The organism is Streptococcus sp. GMD5S (assembly GCF_000298715.2).
In the GTDB taxonomy this organism is placed as follows: Bacteria; Bacillota; Bacilli; order Lactobacillales; family Streptococcaceae; genus Streptococcus.
Genome location: NZ_AJRG02000066.1, coordinates 1 through 7,945, shown reverse-complemented (window position 1 = coordinate 7,945; position 7,945 = coordinate 1). Strand labels below are relative to the sequence as shown.

Sequence of the window (7,945 nt, the reverse complement as noted above, 5' to 3'; positions counted from 1 at the left end):
GTTTTTTTGACTGAGAAACATCTTAGGTAAAAAATGTTACTGTAATCCCTTGATGCTGCTTGGTTTACAACGAAATAGGAATGAGGTGGTTAATGGTTTTTTAGGTCGAGAAACATAGTGGTTCAAAAGAAGAACCGAAAACCCACGTCCCTGTAAGTGTAGAGTCGAATTTAAAACAACGTGACTTTATAGGGGTATTACCTCTACTTTCACTATGTTTTAGAATATGACTAAAATTTGAACTATAAATTGAACGTGCTGTAGCTGCTAAAAATGAGTTGATTTTTGAGAAGAAACCGTTTTCGGCTATCATAGTCCGTTTTGGGCTATGATAGCTTTGAATGTGAAATGAGGCGTGATAAAATATATATAAGAAACAAACAAGGAGCGTATAATCAATGCCAAAATTAAAAAAAGATCAAAAAGAGTATATAGCAGTTATACATCATAATAGCGATTTGCCAGACCATTTTGATCTAGGACCGCTATCTAAGCATGAAGTAGAGATTGTTTTTGGAATATTAGAGATAATACATGATAGATACTCACAAGAGAGCATAACTATCTCATATTCAGATATTGCAGCTATATCAGAATATGCAACTGAACTTTACGAGAATAATACTAATAATCAGTTTGAACATTTTATAGATAGTATTAAATTCAGAATGGTCTCATATAAACAGTTCATAGGACCTGAAGGTCGAAAACATATGGCCTTTAATGATTATATTATTTTTTTGCAGATTGACAAAAATCATAGTAGTCAAGAATTAACACTTTATGTATCAGAATCAGTCTATCAAGATGAAATAAAGGACAAAAATGGGAATCTTATCCAAGAGCAAAGAAGAATTGCTGATTTATTTCGTAAAGAAGATTGGTCTGAAATACAAGTATATGAAAAAGTGAAAGAAGGATACTTGATAAAAATAGAGAAGAGAAAATGATTTATGAACGCTAAAAGAAAACAAAGAAAAAGCAAAGAAAAAATAGAGCAGATCCCAAAAGATGTAGTGGCTTATTACTTGCCAAGTCCAAATGGTGCAAAGAAGATATATTTTACAAGAGACACAATCTTACTCATGTATCATTTAATTCGCTTAAGGTATTTTTCAAGAGAAATGATACTGGATCAGTATTATATCCTTACGGGTAAAGAATTAAACAACAGAACACTGTATTCCTTCATAGGAAATAGCAGAATGCCCCTCAGTCACTTTGAAGACAATTATAGAATAGGTAAGACTAAGTTTCTATATGTTCCTAAGTATTTTGCTGACTGGTTGTTAGATATCATTCATGAAATACCAGGTCTTACTGAGCTGACAAAGGTAACAGAGTTTAAAGGTTCGCATTATAGCCTTAAGACAAACAAAATGATTGGTGGTAAAGATGGTATCAGAAAAATACATCTACATGATTATCATACAAGAAGATTAGCTCTGAAAATCGGTAGACGAATAGTTGAACAGTGCACAGATTTATCACCCAGAGAATTGAACATCACTTACTTTTTTCCGTTTAACCGAAAACTTATTTCACTTGTCCCAGATGCAGTGATCTTTGTTCGAGGCCAGAGGTATTTAATTGAGTATGACAGGAATACAGAGCCTCACTTCAAGCTGCTTGGGAAGATAATGGGATACTTTCAAATGAAATATTATCGAGGAGATACAATTTTCTTTGTCTTTGATAATATTTCAGAGCCAAAAGATAATCGTCTGCATGTACGCATTGTGAATTTTATTGACAATTTATATACCGTACCTTTTGGAGACAGTGGCTTTTCTTACTACGAGAAAACACAAGAGAATACCGTAACCTTGTTTGCATTACCAGAGGTCAATGCACTGTCTCAAATCACAGAGGCCATCATGCACGATATAGTGATTGATGAACGTCAAGAAAACGAAAGATTATTAGAGAAGTGTATGACAGAACGTATCATGCCTTACGATATAGTATCGGCTGAATTAGTGGAAGAACCTGATAGTCCATTCTCTTTAATCTTGACCTACATAGATGATTATTTTGACAAAGAAAAAATGCCCCTTGTAAAATTAAACTATGGTGACGTTAGCAACCCTGATTATTTTGAAAAACTCTACGAGAGATACAAAGATGATTATGCTATGGTTGGGTTAGTATTCTCTTCAGAGATTACAAAACAATACTACAATATGCCTCACAATTATTTTCTCATGAGCCTTTATATCCGATAATAAAAGTAAAAAAAGAGAGTACTTAGTTAAGTCTCTCTTTTTTATTTATTGAAAAATTGAATTAAAAATAACAAAAGGGGATAGAGAGTCTTGTAATATATGAGAAAAAGGTGCGCAAAATTGACCCCATATTACTTTTCTCTTTGGACTAGATCCAAAAAATCCTTATTTTTCTCAAGTAGAATGCACGAATGAGTCTGTTTTAAAATGGCTGCGGATAAAGATTTTTCAAAAATGCGCTCTATCCTACTTATTACTCCTGATATTTTTGGAGCAGTTAGTGGTCTTCTTTTGAAGTCGAGAAATAGAGAATCACTAGTATTAGTAGTTACCGATTTCTCTCTTTCTTTAATGTACGGTGAGATATAGTGGATAAATTCACTTAAAATAGGTTTCTTAATCCGTTCACCTTTAGGAGATGTAACTATTAGCGTCTGTTTGTGTAAGTCAATATCTCTATAAGTAGTTTGCGCTAATTGTTCAAGATCAACTCCAGTTCCAGCAAGTAAAGCGATGATTGCTAAATCCCTGTCTTTATTTTTCAGCAATTTAGATGAGCCTTCTTCTTCATCAAGGAAGAAGTCATAGGGACTCATAGGTTTCTCATTCTTATCAATTTCATCAAAAAAGTATAGCATAGATGGCAAATCATAATGAACTACTCGTACTGTGTTCCCTGCTCCTCTTTTTGATGAAAAAATAGAAAGTATGCCATACTCATTGATCCATTCGTTCATAACATTGCGGTAGAAGTATGGGGCTTTTCTATCACCTGAGAATGATACAACAGTGTAGTAGTTCCAGAATGAGTTTAAGACACTAATAAATCGTTTTTTACCGTCTGGTTTTAGCTCTAAAGAGTTGACATAATCTGCAACAACTTCTACAGGTGTTTGCTCTAAATCATCCATGGTTAATTCATTGGTAGACTTTTTAAGATGGTTACTCGCGTAGAAATCAAGGAATTTTTTCAAGCTATTTAACTTACGGTAGTTGTATAAGTCTTTTGTATTTGTAGTAAAAAAATAATCTACATATAATCGAACGGCAGGAGACCAAAATCCCTCTAATTCGTCATATTTTTTCTCTAATTTTGTCATGATTTCACCTTGCAATTTTATCTATTACTAGATTAACAGAAAATCATGGGCAAATCAAAGTATGATAGGAAAACTTCCTGTTTGAGGAAAACGAAAAAAAAATTACAATTTCAAGCGAAATATCAATAAATTCACGATGTCAAATTGACAAAAATGTGTAAATGTGATACAATATGTCAGTGTTTAATTAACGCAATTAATGTTTTAATTAACACAAATAATTTTCTGAAGAATAAATTATTACATAAAAACTCCCAAAAAAATTTTTTGGAAGTTTCGTTACTAGATTTCGATTTGTAAATTATTGGCGTAATTTACAAATATGATTCATACACTCTTTTGAGTGGATACTATTATTGACGATTACGATTGTTTAACTGCTGTCGTAATCGTTTTTTTATTGTCATTTCAACACTATCTAACATAAAACGCGAAATAAATGCAGAATTACGACTAAGTATTTTCAACAACAAATCAAATGAGTCTTCATGCTGTTTAAATAACATGAATAAGAATGCACTTGATAAAACAAAAAGAGTGAGCCGCCTCCATTTCCATTTTTGTTTTTTTGTGTATTCACACGTTAAAAATGAAGATTTGTCTTGTTTTTTCCGTTTATCATAGATGGAGTATAAACGTTCCATCAATGAGGGAACTTCAAGAATCAACGTAGTAGCTAATAGTTCACTAAAAAATACAGATGTGATAGTGATTTTTATTACTACGTTAATAATCTCGCTGAATAATTTTTTAATTTCTATATCCATAGAAACTCCTTTCTTATAAAAGAAAGAGGTTATGAATCAGCGAAATCTAGCTAGAGACATGGAGCTTCAATGAAGAAGAATATCATATCTCAATTGTATTTTAACATACCAAATCTCTATAGTCAATAACTCGAGAATACACAATATTTACTACTATTAAATAAATTGATTGTTGAGCTTAAAATTCAAGCGTTTCAGGATTTTTAAAAAATTCAAGAACTTCTCAAGATATAATTTAACCATGAAAAATTTAAAAGAAAAAAATATCCAAAAGGTAATCTGGCATATGCAACGGCAGTGTGGTCGATTAGCAGAAATATCTGATGCAGCAGCCATAAAAAATGAATTGTTCTATCTACAAGCGAGCATAGATTGTTTAAATCGTATTTTAAATGATCAAGCTCCATACCCAGGGATTGATCGCGAAGAAGTTTTTTAAAAAAATAGGCTATCTTCCAGAAGTAGAAAGCCTATTTTTTATGAGATGCTTGAGTGCTTACGCTTTCAATTTGTCAAATTTTGCTTTGACATTTGCCTTGAATTCTTCAAGTTTAGCCTTGCGTTCGGCTTTACGTTCAGCCTTCATTTGTGCACGTGCCTGGTTGTAGAGGTCTTCTTGGACTTGCAGAGCTGCTTCGATTTCGGCTACGACGGTTGCTACATCCCAACGCACGATTTGGGTGTCGTACTTGGTGAAGTAAGCATCGATGACTGCTTCGTTGTCTTCTTGCACCAAGGCAACAACGGCTGTTTCACCGTTAGTCAATTTCTGAGAAACAACGTCAATCAGGCCAGTTTCTGCCGTATCAATGGTATCACCAGCAGCCAAACCATAGAGGCTACCCATACCATAACCAAACAAGACGCCGATAGGACCACCCAAAAGCCCGATAACTGAACCGAGCAAGCCACCTTTTAGGGCTGCATCCGTCGTTGAATCTTCAAAGTCATAGCGTTCTTTTTCAACGATATGACCGTTTTCATTTTTGACCAAGGCGATTTGAGCAACCTTGGTCGTCTGAGTTTGGCGGAAAGCCTTCAAATCCGCAAAGGACTGATAAGCTTCGCTTTCAGTGCTAAAGATTGAAACTACTAGATTTTCCATAGTTAATACCTCTTTTCTAAAAATTACACATACATTATAACAAAGTTTTCTTTTTTTTGAAACTACTTTTATGCGACAATTTACATGATATGTCGCAATTTGTCAGCGTCGAAGGACTGGTGCAGGCAGCGGTATATCCTTGCCATATCTCGGGCCAGACACTCTGGCGACTCTGAGTGATTATCAAGAAAGGCGTCCAGCAACATCTTAAAGCCACCCGTGCAAAAAGTCAATAAATGGTGTCTTTCCTACAAATCCCCACCACTGATAGGGGGTACGAACATACACGAAAGTATGGCTAAACCCATGATACGTATAATGACGGTTGAACTGATTAATCCCTATATCCGTCATGTGGAACATAGCACGTAGTACCTGGTGCGGAGTAAAAGTAGTCGCTAGCGATCTTAAAGTTGTCGGTGACTAAGCATGGAAAAACAACATGAAGATTGACTACTTCGCTGTAACATCAAAGATGTCCCATCATAAAAGGTACTAGAAGAGATACTGCTTATTACTCAAGATGGGTTTGCCCTAAAGTCTCTTAAACAATAAGGTGAATTTTGAGATGAACTTTTCAAAAAAACAACTTTCCGAAAAATTGGTCTTTTTCGGAAAGTTTTAGAGTGTGGCTAAAAACAGCATAAACCGTTGGGGCTGTAAGGAATTTTAGCGATAGATTATCCGCCCTCTAAACTGAAATCAGCTCAGAATGACTATCTCAGCATCATTTTTTGACAATTTATACAGAAAAATTATCAACGAGAAAAAAAATAGCTTGAAGAAATCTGTCTTTTTGTGTATAATATACACAAAAAGATGAGGTGATTTAAATGGCTATTACAACTACAAAAGCAAGATTGAATCTAAGTATTGACTCTGAATTAAAACAGGAAGTCGGTGAGGTCTTAAACGAGATTGGACTTGACTATACTACAGCAATTAATTTATATTTCAATAAAATCAGACGTGATCGTAAAATTCCATTTGAACTTGAAGCACGAAAAAATTTAACTGTCGATGAATTTCTTGGTTCAAATTGGCGTGAAGGTTTGGAAAATGTAGAGGATGGTTGGGATTGAGTTATAAAGTTGAATTGATACCTGAAGCACAAGATGATTTTTATAAATTAGATAATAGTCAACGTCTTCATGTTAAAAAGTCACTTATCAAGTTAGAAAATCAAGGAATGCTTGCCGGAGAGGCTCTTCACGGTAATTTAGCAGGTTACAGGAAGTTAAAACACAAAAAACTGGGCCTGAGAATTGTTTTTCATGAAACTGTCAATGCAATTGAAATTATTGAAGTCATTGCTATTGGTAAGAGAAGTGATAACGAAATTTATACAATTTCTGAAAAACGTATAAGAAACAGATGAATTTATTTTAGCCAATCTATATAAAAGAAAAAACGTCCACTATCCCCCTAAAGAAATTGAAAGCAAATGAGCTAAGATAATTGATCACAACCTACCGAGCAGGATAGAAAGTGAGAGTCGTGAGCAACTTATTTGACCTCTTCTTCAGCGTTATGGCAAATGTATTAGCATATTTCATTTGTGAATAGTTGGACGACGAGGATAGTCGGCATTTAGCCTCAAAATACTCGTTAATCAAAAAAAGAGCGTAAAAATCCCTAGAGGACTGTTGTCTTCTAGGGATTTAGTGTGTCCTTGAGCTGTTTGTTCGAGGACTTTTTTATGTATATAAAGTTAAAAAAGATGAGATGTTCAAAGCTATTCCCAAAACTTCCACCATCTCTTCGCTTTCTGTTCAATCAGCAACTGATTATCTTTCTGAGTTGCCAAAATAATCGTATGCAGTTGCTCAATTTGCTTCTTGTAGTCGTCTATTTGAGTTTTAAGGTCTGATATACGCTCATCTTTCTCTTGTAATACATTTGTATTATCTACGTAGTCGCTTGTATTATCCTCTTGGAAGAGTACTTTTCTAGCATATGAACTGATCGAATCTCCAAGTTCTGCAGCTCTTTCCTTTAATTCTTCTTTTTCTTCAACGCTCATCCTGATATTTAGGACAGTCATTTTTTCAGTCAAAACTTTCACCCCGTTAACTAATATAATACATATTATACCACACAGTATTATTTAATAATACACCATAATACAAGAAAAACTGAGTTTTTTGACTAAATTTCTTTAGTATATCTTTAGCAGTGAGCACATGATAAAGATTAAATTCTTTTAACATGCATTTTTAGCCCTATACTGCGTTTTATAAGTTTAGCAAAGGAAAAACTACTGTAAATACTCAAGGATGCTGTTAACGGCCAAAATATGGCTTCTGATGATGTCTTAAATGTGGGATGGTACAAAAAACGTTAAAAACTCAGTTTTTCTCATGATGCGATCATATATGCAGAGGGTCTTATGTAAAACTATAGAAAAATAGGAAGCGAAATGTATTTGACTTCCTATTTGATATTGAAGTTTAGATTTTAGTCTAATATATTTGTAAGTGGTTAGATAGAAAATAGTGAACTGAGTGAAAGATTTTTTTATTTTTTAAAAATAAAATATAGATTTTTTTCTTAAGAAGATACTTTCTAATTTACTTTCTAATATACTTTATATTACTTTATAATACTTTGTCGACCTTAGAAACTCAGTAATATCAAGGGTTTGCAGATAAATAATTGACTATTTTGTACCCCATTATTGACTATTTTGTACCCCATTATTGACTATTTTGTACCCCATTATTGACTATTTTGTACCCCATTATTGAC

At 33.7% G+C, this 7,945-nt stretch carries 9 protein-coding genes; 5 read left to right on the top strand and 4 right to left on the bottom strand.

Going from position 1 to position 7,945, the window contains the following annotated elements; all coding sequences use genetic code 11:
• Window positions 1-398: 398 nt before the first annotated feature.
• Both GMD5S_RS0209995 and GMD5S_RS0209990 read left to right on the top strand, forming a co-directional pair.
• On the top strand, window positions 399-950 hold the full coding sequence (locus GMD5S_RS0209995; RefSeq protein ID WP_001125257.1) for a hypothetical protein: 552 nt from the start codon (window positions 399-401) through the stop codon (window positions 948-950).
• A gap of 3 nt (window positions 951-953) precedes the next feature.
• Window positions 954-2,225 (top strand): hypothetical protein, encoded by a 1,272-nt coding sequence (locus GMD5S_RS0209990; protein ID WP_000992275.1) that lies wholly within the window; start codon window positions 954-956, stop codon window positions 2,223-2,225.
• Window positions 2,226-2,356: 131 nt separating this feature from the next.
• Here the strand turns inward: GMD5S_RS0209990 and GMD5S_RS0209985 are convergent, their stop codons facing one another.
• Together GMD5S_RS0209985 and GMD5S_RS0209980 are read right to left on the bottom strand one after the other, a co-directional pair.
• Window positions 2,357-3,325 carry a tyrosine-type recombinase/integrase gene (locus tag GMD5S_RS0209985; RefSeq protein ID WP_000163596.1) on the bottom strand — a complete coding sequence of 323 codons (969 nt, stop codon included), beginning with the start codon at window positions 3,323-3,325 and terminating at the stop codon, window positions 2,357-2,359.
• Between the two features lie 353 nt (window positions 3,326-3,678).
• Complete coding sequence (locus GMD5S_RS0209980; protein WP_000350619.1) at window positions 3,679-4,092, bottom strand: hypothetical protein; 414 nt, start codon at window positions 4,090-4,092, stop codon at window positions 3,679-3,681.
• Window positions 4,093-4,333: 241 nt separating this feature from the next.
• Here GMD5S_RS0209980 and GMD5S_RS0209975 point away from each other — a divergent pair, with 241 nt between their 5' ends.
• Window positions 4,334-4,531 carry a hypothetical protein gene (locus GMD5S_RS0209975; RefSeq protein WP_000793101.1) on the top strand — a complete coding sequence of 66 codons (198 nt, stop codon included), beginning with the start codon at window positions 4,334-4,336 and terminating at the stop codon, window positions 4,529-4,531.
• A gap of 57 nt (window positions 4,532-4,588) precedes the next feature.
• Here the strand turns inward: GMD5S_RS0209975 and GMD5S_RS0209970 are convergent, their stop codons facing one another.
• Window positions 4,589-5,197 carry a DUF1269 domain-containing protein gene (locus GMD5S_RS0209970; RefSeq protein ID WP_000429534.1) on the bottom strand — a complete coding sequence of 203 codons (609 nt, stop codon included), beginning with the start codon at window positions 5,195-5,197 and terminating at the stop codon, window positions 4,589-4,591.
• A gap of 833 nt (window positions 5,198-6,030) precedes the next feature.
• Here GMD5S_RS0209970 and GMD5S_RS0209965 point away from each other — a divergent pair.
• Together GMD5S_RS0209965 and GMD5S_RS0209960 are read left to right on the top strand one after the other, a co-directional pair.
• Window positions 6,031-6,279 carry a type II toxin-antitoxin system RelB/DinJ family antitoxin gene (locus GMD5S_RS0209965; protein WP_001018847.1) on the top strand — a complete coding sequence of 83 codons (249 nt, stop codon included), beginning with the start codon at window positions 6,031-6,033 and terminating at the stop codon, window positions 6,277-6,279.
• Window positions 6,276-6,575: a type II toxin-antitoxin system RelE family toxin gene (locus tag GMD5S_RS0209960; protein WP_003015041.1), complete on the top strand. Its 300-nt coding sequence runs from the start codon at window positions 6,276-6,278 to the stop codon at window positions 6,573-6,575. Before GMD5S_RS0209965 ends, GMD5S_RS0209960 begins: the two co-directional genes overlap by 4 nt.
• A 357-nt stretch (window positions 6,576-6,932) precedes the next feature.
• Here the strand turns inward: GMD5S_RS0209960 and GMD5S_RS0209955 are convergent, their stop codons facing one another.
• Window positions 6,933-7,262, bottom strand: coding sequence for a plasmid mobilization protein (locus tag GMD5S_RS0209955; RefSeq protein WP_443255801.1), 330 nt, complete (start codon window positions 7,260-7,262; stop codon window positions 6,933-6,935).
• Window positions 7,263-7,945: the final 683 nt, after the last annotated feature.

Coding starts and splice junctions, on each gene's coding strand:
- GMD5S_RS0209975 (WP_000793101.1), top strand. CDS start 4,334: ATGAAAAATTTAAAAGAAAAAAATATCCAAAAGGTAATCTGGCATATG.
- GMD5S_RS0209965 (WP_001018847.1), top strand. CDS start 6,031: ATGGCTATTACAACTACAAAAGCAAGATTGAATCTAAGTATTGACTCT.
- GMD5S_RS0209980 (WP_000350619.1), bottom strand. CDS start 4,092: ATGGATATAGAAATTAAAAAATTATTCAGCGAGATTATTAACGTAGTA.
- GMD5S_RS0209995 (WP_001125257.1), top strand. CDS start 399: ATGCCAAAATTAAAAAAAGATCAAAAAGAGTATATAGCAGTTATACAT.
- GMD5S_RS0209970 (WP_000429534.1), bottom strand. CDS start 5,197: ATGGAAAATCTAGTAGTTTCAATCTTTAGCACTGAAAGCGAAGCTTAT.
- GMD5S_RS0209990 (WP_000992275.1), top strand. CDS start 954: ATGAACGCTAAAAGAAAACAAAGAAAAAGCAAAGAAAAAATAGAGCAG.
- GMD5S_RS0209985 (WP_000163596.1), bottom strand. CDS start 3,325: ATGACAAAATTAGAGAAAAAATATGACGAATTAGAGGGATTTTGGTCT.